We start from the raw sequence: 14,760 nt of genomic DNA on the forward strand, positions 1-14,760 counted from the left end.
GATTTTCGGAGGAGGATTTCAAATGGCTAATGCATATAAACAGGCTGGTGTGGATATTGAGGCTGGTTATGAAGCGGTAAATCGAATGAAAAAACATGTAAAGCGCACATTACGTCCAGAAGTAATGAATGGTCTTGGCGGTTTCGGCGGCATGTTTGATTTATCTTCCTTGAACCTTAAAGAACCTGTGCTCATTTCTGGTACGGATGGAGTGGGTACGAAACTTTTGTTGGCGTTCATGATGGATAAACACGATACAATTGGAGTGGATTGTGTAGCTATGTGCGTCAATGATGTTGTCGTTCAAGGTGCTGCACCTTTATACTTTTTAGATTATATTGCCTGCGGTAAAGCAGATCCTGAACGAATTGAAATGATCGTCAAAGGGATTGCAGATGGCTGTGAGCAGGCGGGATGTGCTTTAATCGGCGGAGAAACAGCTGAAATGCCAGGAATGTACGAGACGGAAGAATACGATGTGGCAGGTTTTACTGTAGGTGCCGTTGAAAAATCACGTCTAATTACTGGTGAAGCGATTTCTGCGGGAGATGTCGTTATTGGTCTCGCTTCAAGCGGCATCCACAGTAATGGGTATTCCCTTGTTCGTAAAATCCTTCTTGAAGACTCAGGTATGTCGCTTCATGACTTCGTACCGGAACTGGATTGCAAGTTGGGAGAGGAATTATTAAAACCGACAAAAATCTATGTGAAGTCCGTTTTATCGACGTTGGAAAAATTTGATGTTAATGGTCTTGCCCATATCACTGGCGGAGGGTTCATCGAGAATATTCCGCGTATTCTTCCTGAAGGATGCGGTGTTGAAATCGAGCTTGGAAGCTGGGAAATTCCAACTATATTCTCATTCCTTGAAGAAAAAGGGAACCTTGTAAAAGAGGAAATGTTCAATATCTTCAATATGGGTATTGGAATGACGGCTGTCGTGAAAAAAGAAGTGGCATCAGATGTGCTAGCCCACCTACAGTCTTGCGGTGAAGAAGCCTCAGTTATTGGAACGGTTGTGGATGGAAATGGAGTGTCGTTCAAATAATGAAACGCCTTGCTGTCTTTGCATCAGGTAACGGTAGTAATTTTCAATCAATTGCTGAAGCAATAAAAAGTGGAAAGTTGGAAGCGGAAATCTGTCTTGTCGTTTGCGATCGTGAAGACGCATATGTGCTTGAGAGAGCTAAGCTTGAGAATATTGATTCTTTCTCCTTTTCAGCGAAGAATTACTCTAACAAAACTGAGTATGAATCGGAAATCCTGGAAAAACTTCGTCAGTATGAGATAGAATTTATCATTCTGGCTGGTTATATGCGTTTGATCGGTCCGACATTATTACAAAAGTATTCACAGAGGATTGTGAACATCCACCCTTCACTCTTGCCTAGTTTTCCAGGCAAGGATGCAATTGGCCAGGCTTTTGACGCCGGAGTGAAGGAAACGGGGGTAACGGTTCATTATGTTGATGATGGAATGGACACAGGACCGGTCATTGCCCAAAAAGCAGTGCCAATTCTTGAGGGGGATACGAAAGACATCCTCCAAAAAAGAATTCAGGAAATGGAGCATGACTTGTATCCGTCAGTTTTGCAGGAGCTATGCCACAAGAAACTTACTTAATGGAGGGACCAACATAACATGAAGAAACGTGCATTAATTAGTGTATCGGATAAAACAGGTATCGTAGAATTTGCTCAAGGTTTAATTGAAGCAGGTTTTGAAATTATTTCTACAGGCGGTACCAAAAAAACGCTGCAGGATAATGGTATTGAGGTAATTGGAATCAGTGACGTCACCGGTTTCCCGGAAATATTGGATGGACGTGTTAAAACGCTTCACCCGAATGTCCATGGAGCGGTGTTGGCAAAACATGATGACAAAAATCACGCAGCACAGCTTGCAGAGCATAATATTGAACCCATTCAACTTGTCTGTGTAAACCTATATCCATTCCAAGCGACTATTTCCAAACCGGAAGTCACTGTGGAAGATGCTATCGAAAACATCGATATCGGTGGACCGACAATGCTTCGTTCTTCTGCCAAAAACCACGAATATGTGACTGTTATCGTTGATTCCAATGATTATCCTACCGTATTGGCTGAGCTGAAACAAAACGGAGGGGTATCAAAAACCACGAATCGCCGCCTGGCTGCAAAAGTTTTCCGCCATACAGCAGCATATGATGCCGTTATTTCAGAGTATATGACAGAGCTTGCCGATGAAGAAAATCCTGAATCATTGACTGTTACCTATGAATTGAAACAGTCGCTTCGTTATGGGGAAAATCCACATCAAAAAGCCGCATTCTATAAAAAGCCGCTCGGTTCCGTTTTCTCAATTGCAGAAGCGAAGCAATTACATGGAAAAGAACTTTCATACAACAACATTAATGATGCTGATGCAGCACTTCAAATCGTTAAAGAATTCAATGAGCCGGCTGCTGTTGCAGTCAAACATATGAATCCTTGCGGCGTTGGTGTCGGTGCAACCATTTTGGAAGCATATGAAAAAGCTTATGAGGCAGATGCTACCTCCATTTTCGGTGGGATCATCGCTTTGAACCGTGAAGTTGATAAGGCGACTGCGGAAAAGCTTCATGAAATTTTCCTTGAAATCATCATTGCTCCTGGGTTTACGCAAGAGGCAGTGGAAGTATTGACAAGCAAGAAAAACCTTCGCTTATTAACGATCGATTTCGACGCGGTTAAAAAGCCTGAACGTAAATTGACATCCATTGAAGGCGGATTACTTATTCAAGATCGGGATGCACATAGCTTAAAGGATGCGGAGGTAAAAGTGGCAACGAAACGTGAGCCTACCCCTGAAGAGTGGAAAGCCATGGAACTTGGCTGGAAAATCGTGAAACATGTCAAGTCGAATGCAATAGTGGTTTGTAACGATCAAATGACATTAGGCGTTGGCGCAGGTCAAATGAACCGTGTGGGAGCTGCAAAAATTGCTCTGGAACAAGCTGGGGAAAGAGTGACAGGAAGTGCATTGGCATCAGATGCTTTCTTCCCAATGGATGATACTGTAGAAGCGGCGGCGAAAGCGGGCGTCACGGCAATCATTCAGCCTGGTGGATCTGTTAAAGATGAGGATTCAATCAAGAAAGCTGATGAATATGGGATTACGATGGTGTTTACAGGAATTCGTCACTTTAAACATTAATCAAAAATGAGGTGCGATAATGAATGTATTAGTAATTGGCCGGGGCGGCAGGGAGCATGCCATAGCCCGCAAACTATTTGAAAGTAAACGGGTTGGGACTGTTTTTGCAGCTCCGGGAAATCCAGGGATGACCGATGTAGCGACTCTTGTTCCAATTGATGAAAACAATCACGCGGATTTGGTTGCCTTTGCCAAGAAGAATGCAGTTTCATTAACGGTGATCGGGCCCGAAACCCCATTGTTGAATGGACTTGCCGATGATTTTACGGAGGCAGGATTACAGGTATTTGGCCCTAATGGCCGTGCTGCAGTCATCGAGGGAAGTAAATCCTTTGCTAAAGATTTAATGAAGAACTACAGCATTCCGACAGCAGAATATGAAACCTTTGCTGATTATGATTCAGCAAAAGCATATATCGAAAAAATGGGTGCCCCCATCGTCATAAAAGCGGATGGTTTGGCTGCAGGAAAAGGTGTCGTAGTTGCTATGACGATGGAAGAGGCGTTAGACGCCATCCATGATATGCTAGTCGGAGCGAAGTTCGGGGAAGCATCTGCCAAAGTCGTCATTGAGGAATTTCTTGATGGCGAGGAATTTTCATTGATGGCATTCGTTAATGGGGAAAAAGTGTATCCGATGGTCATTGCTCAAGATCATAAGCGGGTTTTCGACGGAGATCAGGGTCCGAACACAGGTGGAATGGGTGCATACTCACCGGTGCCGCAAATTTCCGATGAAATGATTCAGACTGCAGTCGAAACAATTCTTAAGCCCACGGTAAATGCGATGATTTCGGAAAATCGCCGTTTTACAGGAATATTATATGCTGGGTTGATCGCTACTGAAAAAGGCACAAAAGTCATTGAGTTCAATGCCCGTTTTGGCGATCCGGAAACGCAAGTTGTTTTACCACGCCTAAAAACAGATTTCGTAGATACGCTAGAAGCGGTTCTTTCTGGAGAGGATTTACAACTTGAATGGCATGAAGAAGCCGTTCTTGGAGTGGTCGTCGCAGCTGATGGATATCCAGGGGAATATAAAAAGGGATCTATCATTAAAGGCTTGGAAAAGATTGATCCGAACGCCCATGTTTATCATGCTGGAACGGCTCTTAATAGTGAGGGGAATTTCATCTCTAATGGCGGACGAGTTCTTCTGGTTGCTGCAAAAGGGAAAGATTTGGCCTCTGCCCAAGCTGAAGTATATAAAGAGTTGGGGCATATTGAGAAAGACGGCTTATTCTGGCGAACGGATATTGGCTACCGTGCAATAAAATACAATTTTTCATCATAATATAAAGAAGCTGACTCTAAGCGGAGTCAGCTTCTTCTTTAGAAAAAACTTAATATGAATCAGATTGATTGGATTCGTTTTCCTGTTTTGATTCGTTTTTCATAAAGCTTTGTCCGTTTTCCAATGCATCGACGACAGGACAATAGCGGAGAATGCCTTCGCCTATTTTCATGGCGGAAAGCATGACCACGAATATATAAGATTGGTTTTTCCATGGTTTCTTTACCATTTTAGCCATTGCCCATGTTAGAAGTGTAAAACCACAGGTAATTCGCATTAACGCATTTATTATACTGATATTTTGTTTAAAATTCATTTAAAGTCCATCCCTTCACAAAAATTTAACAAAATTCTGGATAACATTACTGTTCTAATGAGGCAAGTATGTTACTATGAAATAAAATTGGATTGAAAATGGTTTTTCATACAACTGTTTCTAAAAAATTATGGGGGAATGTTTAATGCTTGAACAGCGCTATAGATGGAAAAATAAGCATCTAAGAGAACATATAGATGTGCTGGATGGCAATAGGGCACCACACATTCTGCTTAAAAATACGACTTATTTAAATCAGGCTTTACGAAAATGGGTAAAAGCGAATATATGGATATATGATGATCGCATCATATATGTTGGCGATAAGCTTCCTGATAATATAGACCGCTGTGAAATGGTAGACTGTACAAACCAGTACTTAGTCCCGGGTTATATTGAGCCGCATTCACACCCTTCTCAATTATATAATCCCCTTTCTTTTTCACGTTATGCATCTCATTTTGGCACAACGACATTGATCAATGATAACTTGCCGTTTCTATTGCAGTTAGATAAAAAGAAAGCGTTTTCTCTTTTGAAAGAATTACGTAACATTCCTGTAACAATGTATTGGTGGAGCCGTTTTGATGGACAAACGGAATTGATAGATGAAGACATGGTCTTTTCCCATGGGGCCGTTAAATCATGGCTGGAGCATGATGCCGTACTACAGGGCGGGGAGCTGACTGGATGGCCGAAGCTTCTCGATGGGGATGACATGATGTTGCACTGGATTCAGGAAGCCAAGCGAATGAGGAAGAAAATAGAAGGACATTTTCCAGGTGCTTCAGAGAAGACTTTAGCAAAAATGACCTTGTTCGGAGCCGATTGTGATCATGAGGCAATGACAGGTGATGAAGTCATGTCGCGGTTGCTGCAGGGCTATTATGTATCGTTAAGACATTCTTCGATCCGGCCAGATCTTCCAAAGATGATCAAGGAAATCCATGAATTGGGCATTGATCATTATGACAAATTCTTTTATACGACTGATGGATCGCCGCCATCCTTTTATGAAGGTGGTTTCATAGACTGCTTGATTAAAATAGCGATAGAGCATGGCGTCCCGGTCATCGATGCATACAATATGGCAACTATCAACATCGCACGATATTATAACATTGAGTACCTTCATGGTAATATTGCCACTGGAAGAGTAGCGAACATCAACTTCCTGACCGATGTAAAGGAACCTGCACCGGTTTCGGTAATGGCAAAAGGTAAGTGGGTTAAAAGGGATGGCGAAATCATTCCGGATAAACAGGAAATCGAATGGAGTGATTTCGATTTTAAACCACTCGATCTTGATTGGGAGCTTAGTTTAAAGGAAGATTTTGAATTTTCCATGCCGTTTGGGATTGAATTGGTCAATAATGTTATTACGAAACCGTACTCCCTTGCCAATGATGTTGGGCATGAAGAACTGAACTTTGAGGATGATGAATGCTTTTTCATGCTTATTGATCGGGAAGGGAAATGGCGCATCAATACGATATTAAAAGGGTTTGCGGATAAATTGTGTGGCTTTGCCGGCTCTTATACAAATACAGGTGATATCATATTAATCGGTAAAAGGAAAAAGGATATGCATTTGGCATTTAACCGGCTTAAGGAGATTGGCGGTGGAATCGTTTTAACGGAACACGGAAAGGTGATTCATGAACTTCCTCTGAAATTAAAGGGAGTCATGTCCACCAAAGAGGTTCCTGAACTGATTGAAGAGGAAAATGTATTGAAAACTTTGCTGCGTGAGAGGGGATATCGCTTCGCCGATCCTGTGTACACCCTTTCATTCTTTTCAACAACCCATCTGCCATATATAAGGCTAACCCAGCGGGGAGTATATGATGTTATGAATAAAACTATACTCTTTCCCACTATAATGCGTTAAAATATAAGAGAAGAAATGGCTAATAAATCAGAGGAGTGGAAAGATGAATTTAAAGAGAGTTCTTTTCATCGTTATTGCTATTTTACTGCTGGCAGGCTGTTCGACGAAAGAAAATCCTGCAACGGATGACAGTAAGCCGAAAGATCAGGCTGTCATCAAAAATACAGATGTGAAAAATGAACCTTCCAATAAGTTTCCACTTACAGGTATAGCCACCGATGAAGGCAGTGAGCAAAGGGCTGCAGCAGTGATGGTTAATAATCATCCGGAAGCACGCCCGCAATCGGGCCTCTCAGAAGCCGATATCGTCTACGAAATGCTCGCAGAAGGTGACATAACCAGATTTTTAGCTATCTTCCAAAGTGAAATGCCAAGCCAAATCGGTCCGATTCGGAGTGCAAGGGACTATTATATCGAATTGGCTAAAGGCATGGATTGCATCTATGTGTGTCATGGGAATAGCCCCGAGGCAAAAACCATGCTGGACAAAGGGTATATTGATAACTTGAACGGATTATATTATGATGGTACTTTGTTTCAACGTTCGGCAGATCGAAAAGCACCTCATAATTCCTACATCTCCTTTGAGGACATCCAAAAAGGCGCGAAGGAAAAGGGATATGAGTTGAATGGTGCACCGGAGCCTTATACTTTCCTGACAAAGGAAGAGGAGGCTAGCCTTCAAGGGGAACCGGCATTGAAAACCGAGATTTCCTACGGATCAGACGAGTATGATGTACAGTATGAATACGAAGCCACGGAAGAGAAATATAAACGTTATTCGAATGGAGAGCAAACAGTCGAACATAAATCGAATAAACCTATTTTACTTGATAATATATTGATCATTGAGGCTGCTCATCAAGTGATTGACGATAAAGGGCGTCGTAAAATCGACTTGAAAAGTGGCGGAAAAGGTTATTTACTTCAAAAAGGAAAAGCGAATGAAGTAGAATGGGTTAATAAGGATGGTCGGATTATACCAGTGAAAAACGAAGAAGAAGTAGGATTGATTCCAGGGAAAACCTGGGTCAATATTATTCCGGATGAACCTGGTTTAGTAGGAGACGTCTCATTTTGATACCCATGAAATTGAGGGGGAGTAACATGCAAATTGATAAGTTAAGGGGAAAAGAAACGGATCAGCTGTTTAAGTCGATCCTTTCCTTGCGTGATTTGGACGAATGCTATCGATTTTTTGATGATTTATGCACAGTCAATGAAATTTCATCACTGGCACAGCGTCTTGAAGTAGCTCGCATGCTTGAAGAAGGTAAAACCTATCATAAAATCGAAACGGAAACGGGTGCAAGCACGGCTACGATTTCCAGGGTCAAACGCTGCTTGAATTACGGAAATGATGCTTACTCTATGGCACTTAACCGTATTAAGGATAACGTTGAGGAAACAACTGAATCTTAATTTTATCGATTATAATAACAAGCCGAGGAATTCATTTCCCGGCTTTTTATTTTGGGGGTCCATCACTTTCTTTGCTGGCTGTCTTTCAGCCGTATCCGTGTTATATTGGAATTTAGATTCAGAGGTTCCATTTGGTAATAACATTTTATCGATACTTCTCTTTTTTAATGAAAAATCTTAATGCTATAATGGTGTAATGGGAAGTGTGAATGGAGGATTATAATGTACGATTTTCGCGAGTGGAAACATGTTTTCAAACTCGATCCAAATAAAGAAATAAGTGATGAGGCCCTTGAGAAAGTCTGTGAATCCGGTACTGATGCAATCATGGTCGGAGGAACGGATGGAATCACGCTTGAGAATGTGCTTCATTTAATGGCACGTGTCAGACGATATACCGTTCCATGTGTGATGGAAATTTCCTCTGTTGAAACGGTGACGCCAGGGTTTGATTTATATTTCATTCCGAGTGTCCTGAATAGCACCAACCCGGATTGGATGATGAAACTGCATCAGCAAGCAGTCAAAGAATACGGATACCTTTTGAATTGGGATGAAATTTTCGTTGAAGGGTACTGTATTCTGAATCCAGAGTGCAAGGCGGCCCAATTGACGAAAGCCAATACCGATTTGGATATGGATGATGTGGGTGCATACGCGATGATGGCTGAAAAGATGTTCAACCTGCCGATTTTTTATTTGGAATACAGCGGTGATTATGGCGATGTACAGATGGTGGAAGCGGCAAAAGAGAGTTTGGAGGATACCGTACTATTCTATGGTGGTGGGATAAAATCGGTTGAACAGGCCAAAGAGATGTCTAAGATTGCGGATGTCATCGTTGTCGGCAATGTGATTTATGAAGATTTGAAAGTGGCACTTGCAACAGTTTCGGCAGTTAAATGAAATCATGTAATAAATATAGTATACTAAAACAGAAACGAATGTTCGTATAGGTGGTGTGATAATGCAATATTTAGCGGAAAAATTACTAATAGGTTTGAATGAACAGCAACAAAAAGCAGTGAAATCAACTGATGGCCCACTTTTAATCATGGCTGGGGCAGGAAGTGGAAAGACGCGTGTGCTGACTCACCGAATAGCTTACTTGATGGTCGAGAAGGAAATAGCGCCATGGAACATCCTCGCAATCACGTTCACCAACAAAGCGGCACGTGAGATGAAGGAGAGGATCCGCGCCATACTTGGCGGTGCATCCGAAGATATCTGGATTTCAACTTTCCACTCGATGTGTGTCCGCATTTTACGAAGAGATATCGACCGTATCGGATTTAATAGGAACTTTTCGATATTGGATACGACGGATCAGCAATCGGTCATAAAACAAATCATGAAAGATCGTAATATGGATACAAAGAAATATGATTACCGTGCCATTTTGGGTAGCATCAGTTCAGCGAAAAATGAATTGGTCGGGCCGGAAGAGTACCTGAAGACGGCTTCTGATTACTTCACTAAAGTAACTGCAGATGTATATACGGAATATCAAAAACGGCTGCGTAAAAATTCAGCGCTTGATTTCGATGATTTGATCATGATGACGATTCAATTGTTCCAGCTCGTACCTGAGGTGCTTGAATATTATCAGCGTAAATTTCAATACATTCATGTTGATGAGTACCAAGATACGAACAGGGCTCAATACATGCTTGTTAAACTACTGGCTTCACGCTTCCGTAATCTCTGTGTTGTCGGGGATTCCGATCAATCGATCTATCGTTGGCGCGGTGCGGATATTGCGAATATCCTTTCATTTGAAAAAGATTATCCGAATGCCAACATGATTTTCCTTGAACAGAATTACCGCTCGACGAAAAAGATTCTTGCAGCGGCGAATAAGGTCATCGGTAACAATCAAAACCGTAAGCCGAAAAATCTTTGGACCGAGAATGTAGAGGGCAATAAGTTATTTTATTACCGTGCAGACAATGAACAAGGGGAAGCACAATTTGTAGCCGGAAAGATAAATGAGTTAGTTCAGGGCGGCAGCAGGAAATACTCCGATATAGCAATACTTTATAGAACAAATGCACAATCACGTGTCATGGAGGAAGTTCTGCTTAAATCCAATATAAATTATGCAATAGTCGGGGGAACCAAGTTCTATGACCGTAAAGAGATTAAGGATTTACTTGCCTATCTTCGCCTTATTGCGAATCCTGATGATGACATCAGTCTCCGCCGTGTAATCAATGTACCAAAACGCGGAATTGGTGCAACTTCAATGGACAAAGTGGCAGATTATGCAGATCAATATGATGTTTCCATTTATAAAGCACTCGAATCTGTGGAAATGGTGGGGATAAGCGGGAAGGCAACCAAAGCGGCAAGAGAATTCCATACGCTGATCACTAACTATACAAATCAGCAGGAGTACTTATCCGTGACGGAACTGGTGGAGGAAGTCATTAAGAAAACCGGTTACCGTGAGATGCTGCAGGCAGAAAAAACGATTGAATCGCAAAGCCGGCTTGAAAACATAGATGAGTTTTTATCTGTTACGAAAGCATTCGAAAGTAACAGCGAGGACAAATCATTGGTGGGCTTTTTGACTGACCTGGCGTTGGTTGCCGATATAGACCAACTTGATGAGAATTCCGAAGAAGCTACAAATATGGTAACGTTGATGACGCTGCATTCAGCGAAGGGACTTGAATATCCGGTGGTCTTTCTATTGGGCCTTGAAGAAGGGGTTTTCCCTCACAGCCGTTCGCTTATGGATGAAGAGGAGATGGAAGAAGAACGCCGTCTGGCTTATGTTGGAATTACAAGGGCTGAAAATGAACTATTCATAAGCAATGCCCAAATGCGGACATTGTATGGACGGACGAGCATGAATCCAGTTTCACGTTTCATCAGTGAAATACCGGAGGAACTTCTTGAAGATCTAAAACCGAAACCGGCTCCTAGAGCTAGGCAAACACCTTTCAGTTCTTCGAGAACGGGATCTCCTTCGACAGCTTCCACAAGAAAAGTGCCTGCCTTTGGAAAAGCTGTTTCTGCACCATCCGCAACGGGCGGTGAAGAGATCGGCTGGGCTGTCGGCGACCGTGCATCCCATAAAAAATGGGGGATAGGAACCGTGGTGAGCGTAAAAGGAGAAGGCGAAGGGAAGGAACTGGATATTGCCTTTCCAAGTCCAATCGGCATCAAACGCCTATTGGCGAAATTTGCACCAGTTGAAAAAGCATAAGCTATTAATATGTTTCTACTGGTAAAGAATAGGGATATCTGACTTTAGACACCGCTCTTCTATAAGAAGTGCGGTGGAGTCTTCTTTAGAAAGGATTGAACGTATGGACGTACAAGCTGCAGAGCAGAAAGTGCTAGAACTGCAAACTTTATTGAACCAATACAGCTATGAATATTATGTGATGGACCAGCCATCAGTACCTGATGCTGAATATGATCGGCTACTCCGTGAACTTATTGAGTATGAGGAGAAATTTCCGGAACTGCAATCGGCGGACTCACCGACACAACGGGTCGGTGGCGCCATTTTGGATATGTTTGAAAAAGTGGAGCATACCACACCGATGCTTAGTTTAGGCAATGCCTTCAATGAAAGTGACTTACGGGATTTTGACAGAAAGGTCAGACAATCTGTAGGTGACGATTTTTCCTATGTATGTGAATTGAAAATTGATGGACTTGCCGTCACTCTTCAATATGAGAATGGATATTTCGTAAGAGGGGCAACCCGTGGAGATGGGACGATCGGTGAAGATATTACCGCTAATTTGAAAACGATCAAGTCGATTCCATTGAAGTTGCGGGAGCCGGTTGCCATAGAAGTGCGCGGTGAGGCCTTCATGCCAAAAAAATCATTTGAATCATTAAATAAGGCTAAGGAAGAACGCGGTGAGGAACCATTTGCAAACCCACGAAATGCAGCTGCCGGTTCGTTAAGGCAGCTTGATCCAAAACTTGCTGCGAAACGGAACTTGGATATTTTCCTTTATGCGATTGCCGATCTGGGGGAAACAGGGGTCCGTTCCCACAGTGAGGGTTTGGATTTATTGGATCGGCTCGGTTTTAAGACGAATCGGGAAAGAAAAACATGCTCGAATATAGAGGAAGTGCTGGCCTATATAGTAGAATGGACGGAACACCGTCCAAACTTAGCCTATGATATTGATGGAATTGTCGTAAAGGTGGATTCCCTTGAACAGCAGGATGAATTAGGTTTTACTGCTAAAAGTCCGCGATGGGCCATTGCATATAAATTCCCAGCTGAAGAAGTCATTACAACCCTAAGGGATATCGAGCTGAATGTTGGCCGTACGGGTGTATTGACCCCGACCGCCGTTTTGGACCCCGTTCGGGTAGCAGGTACGACTGTACAGCGAGCCTCACTTCATAACGAAGACTTAATCCGTGAAAAGGACATCAGAATAGGAGATCAAGTGGTCGTGAAAAAGGCCGGTGATATCATTCCAGAGGTGGTTAATGTACTGGCAGAACGCCGTACAGGGGAAGAAGTCGAATTCCAGATGCCGACTGAGTGCCCGGAATGCAGCAGTGAACTTGTCCGGTTGGACGGGGAGGTTGCTTTACGCTGCATCAACCCGAAGTGTCCTGCACAAATACGGGAGGGCTTGATTCACTTTGTTTCCCGTACAGCAATGAATATAGACAGTCTTGGTGAAAAAGTGATTAGCTTGTTGTTTAAAGAAGAACTCATCCAAGATGTGGCTGATATATATAAGCTTACATACGATCAACTGATTGCTTTGGAAAGGATGGGGGATAAATCCGTCAATAAACTTCTTCAAGCAATCGAAGCTTCGAAAACCAACTCGTTGGAAAAATTACTATTCGGGCTGGGCATTCGCCATGTTGGTTCAAAAGCGGCCAAGACACTTGCGAGGGAATTCGGGACGATGGAAGCATTAAGCAAGGCGAGCCGTGAAGAACTAACGGCCATTAATGAAATAGGTGATAAGATGGCCGATTCCATCGTAGCCTATTTTGAATTGGAAGAAGTACATGCATTAATGAATGAGTTGGATGCAGCTGGTGTAAATCTTACTTTCAAAGGGCCAAGAGCTGTTGCTATTGAAGATATCGACTCCGTTTTTTCCGGTAAAACAGTCGTTTTAACGGGTAAACTGCATAAGCTAACACGTAACGAAGCAAAAGAGAAATTAGAGGCGCTAGGAGCTAACGTTGCTGGAAGTGTCAGCAAGAAAACCGATTTGGTCGTAGCTGGCGAAGATGCCGGTTCCAAGCTGGCAAAAGCTGAAAGCCTAGGCGTCATGGTATGGGATGAAGAGAGACTGATTGAGGAACTAAATAAATAAGAGGTGTAACTATGAGGAAACACTCTATTTTGGGGATGATTCTTATACTGCTTCTTGCTGGATGTGCGCCTAGTTTTGAGGATAAGCAAGAGGTAGTTCAAGACTCCAAAGATAAAAAAGAAACGGCAATTATTCCGAAGTATAAAATTTCGGAAGAATATTATCAAACAATCCTACCGTTTGAACCATCAAAAGCACGTGGTTTGGTCGTATCCAATCTAAATACCCGATATGACATTGAAGAATTCGAAAATGGATTGATGCGGTTGGCCCAAACCCAATTCGACCCAGAAGATTACCTGTTTCAAGAGGGGCAAATACTAGATAGTTCAGAGATATCTTCTTGGCTGAACAGAAAATATACCGATAGTCAGTTGAAAGAAAAGGACATGAAAGCCTCAAAGAATCTTGGCTTGAACCCGGTTGATCCAGGTAAAGGTGACATTGATAAGCGGAATCAAGAAAATCCGATCTATCTTGCCCATGTTTTAGAACATAATTACTTGGTAAAAACAAAAGATAATTCAGTGAGCCTTGGCGGAGTTGTAATTGGTCTTGCGCTGAATTCAGTGCATTACTATCAAAAAGAAGCATACGGTGCCACCTATGAAAAGAAAATCGATAGTAATAAGCTAAAGCAAGAAGGGGAGAAAATTGCTGCAGAAGTCTTAAAACGGCTGCGTAAAAAGGACAAGCTGAAAAATGTTCCGATTACGATTGCCCTATTCGAGCAAAATGAAAAATCTTCAGTAGTCCCTGGGAATTTCATTTCCTATACAAATATCGATAATAACTCTGACAACATTGGAAAATGGACGGACTTGGACGAAGAGTATTTCCTATTTCCTTCAGCAGGTGCTGAAAAAAAATACCGTGATGACGTCAATACTTTCACGAACTTTAAAGAAGATGTCGAAGAATACTTCCCTAACTTTAACGGAGTCATCGGCAGGGCGTTCTATATGGATGATCAACTACAAAGTCTGAACATCGATATCCCCATTCAATTTTATGGGAACTCTGAAGCCATCGGCTTTACCCAATATGTTGCTGGGCTTATAATGGAACGTTTCCCGAACTATATTGCCGTACAGGTATCCATTACCTCTGTAAATGGACCTGAAGCGCTCATAGTCCGTGAAGCAAATCAGGACGAACCAACCGTGCATATATACGAATGAAAAAAGATGAAGCTTAACGGCTTCATCTTTTTTGCGACCCACTTTAAAATTGGAATCTATTTCTTGTGAATTTCAAAATAACTTTAACCAGGAACAAAAATATATAATAGAAAGTAAACCCTTCCATCTTAGGAAGCAAATACTTTAAAAAGGGA

The 14,760-nt window shown here is 42.3% G+C and carries 13 protein-coding genes; 11 read left to right on the forward strand and 2 right to left on the reverse strand.

The genetic code is table 11. The features are described from left to right. Positions 1 to 22 precede the first annotated feature (22 nt). The 4 genes from purM to purD are packed head-to-tail and all read left to right on the forward strand — an operon-like array spanning position 23 to position 4,471. Positions 23 to 1,048 (forward strand): phosphoribosylformylglycinamidine cyclo-ligase, encoded by a 1,026-nt coding sequence (purM, locus tag NYE63_RS02385; protein WP_063235723.1) that lies wholly within the window; start codon positions 23 to 25, stop codon positions 1,046 to 1,048. After that, positions 1,048 to 1,623: a phosphoribosylglycinamide formyltransferase gene (purN, locus tag NYE63_RS02390; protein ID WP_063595368.1), complete on the forward strand. Its 576-nt coding sequence runs from the start codon at positions 1,048 to 1,050 to the stop codon at positions 1,621 to 1,623. The genes purM and purN overlap by 1 nt, the downstream gene beginning before the upstream one ends. An 18-nt stretch (positions 1,624 to 1,641) precedes the next feature. After that, entirely contained in the window at positions 1,642 to 3,177 is a 1,536-nt protein-coding gene (gene purH, locus NYE63_RS02395; protein ID WP_144478720.1) for a bifunctional phosphoribosylaminoimidazolecarboxamide formyltransferase/IMP cyclohydrolase, read from the forward strand. A 19-nt stretch (positions 3,178 to 3,196) separates the two neighbouring features. Further along, positions 3,197 to 4,471 (forward strand): phosphoribosylamine--glycine ligase, encoded by a 1,275-nt coding sequence (gene purD / locus NYE63_RS02400; protein ID WP_342603931.1) that lies wholly within the window; start codon positions 3,197 to 3,199, stop codon positions 4,469 to 4,471. Positions 4,472 to 4,520: 49 nt separating this feature from the next. On the opposite strand, the gene NYE63_RS02405 is transcribed toward purD, so the two are convergent. Next, a complete protein-coding gene (locus tag NYE63_RS02405) occupies positions 4,521 to 4,787 on the reverse strand; it encodes a YgaP-like transmembrane domain (protein WP_342603932.1) in 267 nt (88 codons plus the stop codon). 145 nt (positions 4,788 to 4,932) lie between these two features. On the opposite strand from NYE63_RS02405, the gene NYE63_RS02410 reads away from it, so the two are divergent. From NYE63_RS02410 to NYE63_RS02420, 3 genes are read left to right on the forward strand one after another with little or no spacing between them, the layout of a single operon-like run. Further along, positions 4,933 to 6,678: an adenine deaminase C-terminal domain-containing protein gene (locus tag NYE63_RS02410; protein WP_342603933.1), complete on the forward strand. Its 1,746-nt coding sequence runs from the start codon at positions 4,933 to 4,935 to the stop codon at positions 6,676 to 6,678. Positions 6,679 to 6,721: 43 nt separating this feature from the next. Further along, positions 6,722 to 7,759 (forward strand): DUF3048 domain-containing protein, encoded by a 1,038-nt coding sequence (locus NYE63_RS02415; protein WP_342603934.1) that lies wholly within the window; start codon positions 6,722 to 6,724, stop codon positions 7,757 to 7,759. Positions 7,760 to 7,785: 26 nt separating this feature from the next. Further along, positions 7,786 to 8,100, forward strand: coding sequence for a YerC/YecD family TrpR-related protein (locus NYE63_RS02420; RefSeq protein WP_034306094.1), 315 nt, complete (start codon positions 7,786 to 7,788; stop codon positions 8,098 to 8,100). A 9-nt stretch (positions 8,101 to 8,109) separates the two neighbouring features. Here the strand turns inward: NYE63_RS02420 and NYE63_RS02425 are convergent, their stop codons facing one another. Next, positions 8,110 to 8,244 carry a hypothetical protein gene (locus NYE63_RS02425; protein ID WP_260399461.1) on the reverse strand — a complete coding sequence of 45 codons (135 nt, stop codon included), beginning with the start codon at positions 8,242 to 8,244 and terminating at the stop codon, positions 8,110 to 8,112. A 78-nt stretch (positions 8,245 to 8,322) separates the two neighbouring features. Between NYE63_RS02425 and NYE63_RS02430 the strand changes: the two genes are divergently transcribed. From NYE63_RS02430 to NYE63_RS02445, 4 genes are all read left to right on the forward strand, one after another. Continuing rightward, positions 8,323 to 9,006, forward strand: coding sequence for a heptaprenylglyceryl phosphate synthase (locus NYE63_RS02430; RefSeq protein WP_063235730.1), 684 nt, complete (start codon positions 8,323 to 8,325; stop codon positions 9,004 to 9,006). 61 nt (positions 9,007 to 9,067) lie between these two features. Continuing rightward, a complete protein-coding gene (pcrA, locus tag NYE63_RS02435) occupies positions 9,068 to 11,314 on the forward strand; it encodes a DNA helicase PcrA (protein WP_342603935.1) in 2,247 nt (748 codons plus the stop codon). A gap of 103 nt (positions 11,315 to 11,417) precedes the next feature. After that, positions 11,418 to 13,424 (forward strand): NAD-dependent DNA ligase LigA, encoded by a 2,007-nt coding sequence (ligA, locus tag NYE63_RS02440; protein ID WP_342603936.1) that lies wholly within the window; start codon positions 11,418 to 11,420, stop codon positions 13,422 to 13,424. A gap of 11 nt (positions 13,425 to 13,435) precedes the next feature. Then, the gene (locus tag NYE63_RS02445; RefSeq protein WP_342603937.1) at positions 13,436 to 14,605 is read left to right on the forward strand and encodes a CamS family sex pheromone protein; all 1,170 of its coding nucleotides are present in this window, start codon (positions 13,436 to 13,438) and stop codon (positions 14,603 to 14,605) included. The last annotated feature ends 155 nt before the right edge of the window (positions 14,606 to 14,760 follow it).

The sequence above is a fragment of the Peribacillus sp. FSL E2-0159 genome (assembly GCF_038643155.1).
Lineage (GTDB): Bacteria > Bacillota > Bacilli > Bacillales > DSM-1321 > Peribacillus > Peribacillus simplex.

Excerpts from the sequence above, each read along its gene's own strand:
- purM (WP_063235723.1), top strand. The coding sequence starts at position 23 with ATGGCTAATGCATATAAACAGGCTGGTGTGGATATTGAGGCTGGTTAT.
- purN (WP_063595368.1), top strand. The coding sequence starts at position 1,048 with ATGAAACGCCTTGCTGTCTTTGCATCAGGTAACGGTAGTAATTTTCAA.
- purH (WP_144478720.1), top strand. The coding sequence starts at position 1,642 with ATGAAGAAACGTGCATTAATTAGTGTATCGGATAAAACAGGTATCGTA.
- purD (WP_342603931.1), top strand. The coding sequence starts at position 3,197 with ATGAATGTATTAGTAATTGGCCGGGGCGGCAGGGAGCATGCCATAGCC.
- NYE63_RS02405 (WP_342603932.1), bottom strand. The coding sequence starts at position 4,787 with ATGAATTTTAAACAAAATATCAGTATAATAAATGCGTTAATGCGAATT.
- NYE63_RS02410 (WP_342603933.1), top strand. The coding sequence starts at position 4,933 with ATGCTTGAACAGCGCTATAGATGGAAAAATAAGCATCTAAGAGAACAT.
- NYE63_RS02415 (WP_342603934.1), top strand. The coding sequence starts at position 6,722 with ATGAATTTAAAGAGAGTTCTTTTCATCGTTATTGCTATTTTACTGCTG.
- NYE63_RS02420 (WP_034306094.1), top strand. The coding sequence starts at position 7,786 with ATGCAAATTGATAAGTTAAGGGGAAAAGAAACGGATCAGCTGTTTAAG.
- NYE63_RS02425 (WP_260399461.1), bottom strand. The coding sequence starts at position 8,244 with ATGTTATTACCAAATGGAACCTCTGAATCTAAATTCCAATATAACACG.
- NYE63_RS02430 (WP_063235730.1), top strand. The coding sequence starts at position 8,323 with ATGTACGATTTTCGCGAGTGGAAACATGTTTTCAAACTCGATCCAAAT.
- pcrA (WP_342603935.1), top strand. The coding sequence starts at position 9,068 with ATGCAATATTTAGCGGAAAAATTACTAATAGGTTTGAATGAACAGCAA.
- ligA (WP_342603936.1), top strand. The coding sequence starts at position 11,418 with ATGGACGTACAAGCTGCAGAGCAGAAAGTGCTAGAACTGCAAACTTTA.
- NYE63_RS02445 (WP_342603937.1), top strand. The coding sequence starts at position 13,436 with ATGAGGAAACACTCTATTTTGGGGATGATTCTTATACTGCTTCTTGCT.